Origin of the sequence: Anaerotignum propionicum, assembly GCF_024461735.1 — a bacterium.
Lineage (GTDB): Bacteria > Bacillota > Clostridia > Lachnospirales > Anaerotignaceae > Chakrabartyella.
In genome coordinates this window covers 1-231 of the sequence record NZ_JANGAD010000048.1, presented here as the reverse complement: position 1 = coordinate 231, position 231 = coordinate 1, and the positions used below count along the sequence as shown (strand labels likewise).

Below are 231 nucleotides of genomic sequence, written 5' to 3'. Positions count from 1 at the left end.
ACTCAAAAAGGGACCCTTCGCTGATGATAATCTTTTAATGAAGATTGATTCTTTGAATGCAGCGGTCGAAAAGAACGTAATGAAAAAATGGTCTCGTCGTTCTACAATTTTCCCCGATATGATCGGTCATACAATCTCAGTTTAAGACGGCAAGAAACATGTGCCTGTATATATTACTGAAGATATTGTAGGTCACAAACTTGGTGAATTTGCACTGACAAGAAGCTACAG

The 231-nt window shown here is 38.1% G+C and carries 1 pseudogene; it reads left to right on the top strand.

The features are described 5' to 3' along the window. A pseudogene (gene rpsS, locus NE558_RS14345) lies at positions 1-231 on the top strand (30S ribosomal protein S19); the annotation flags it as partial.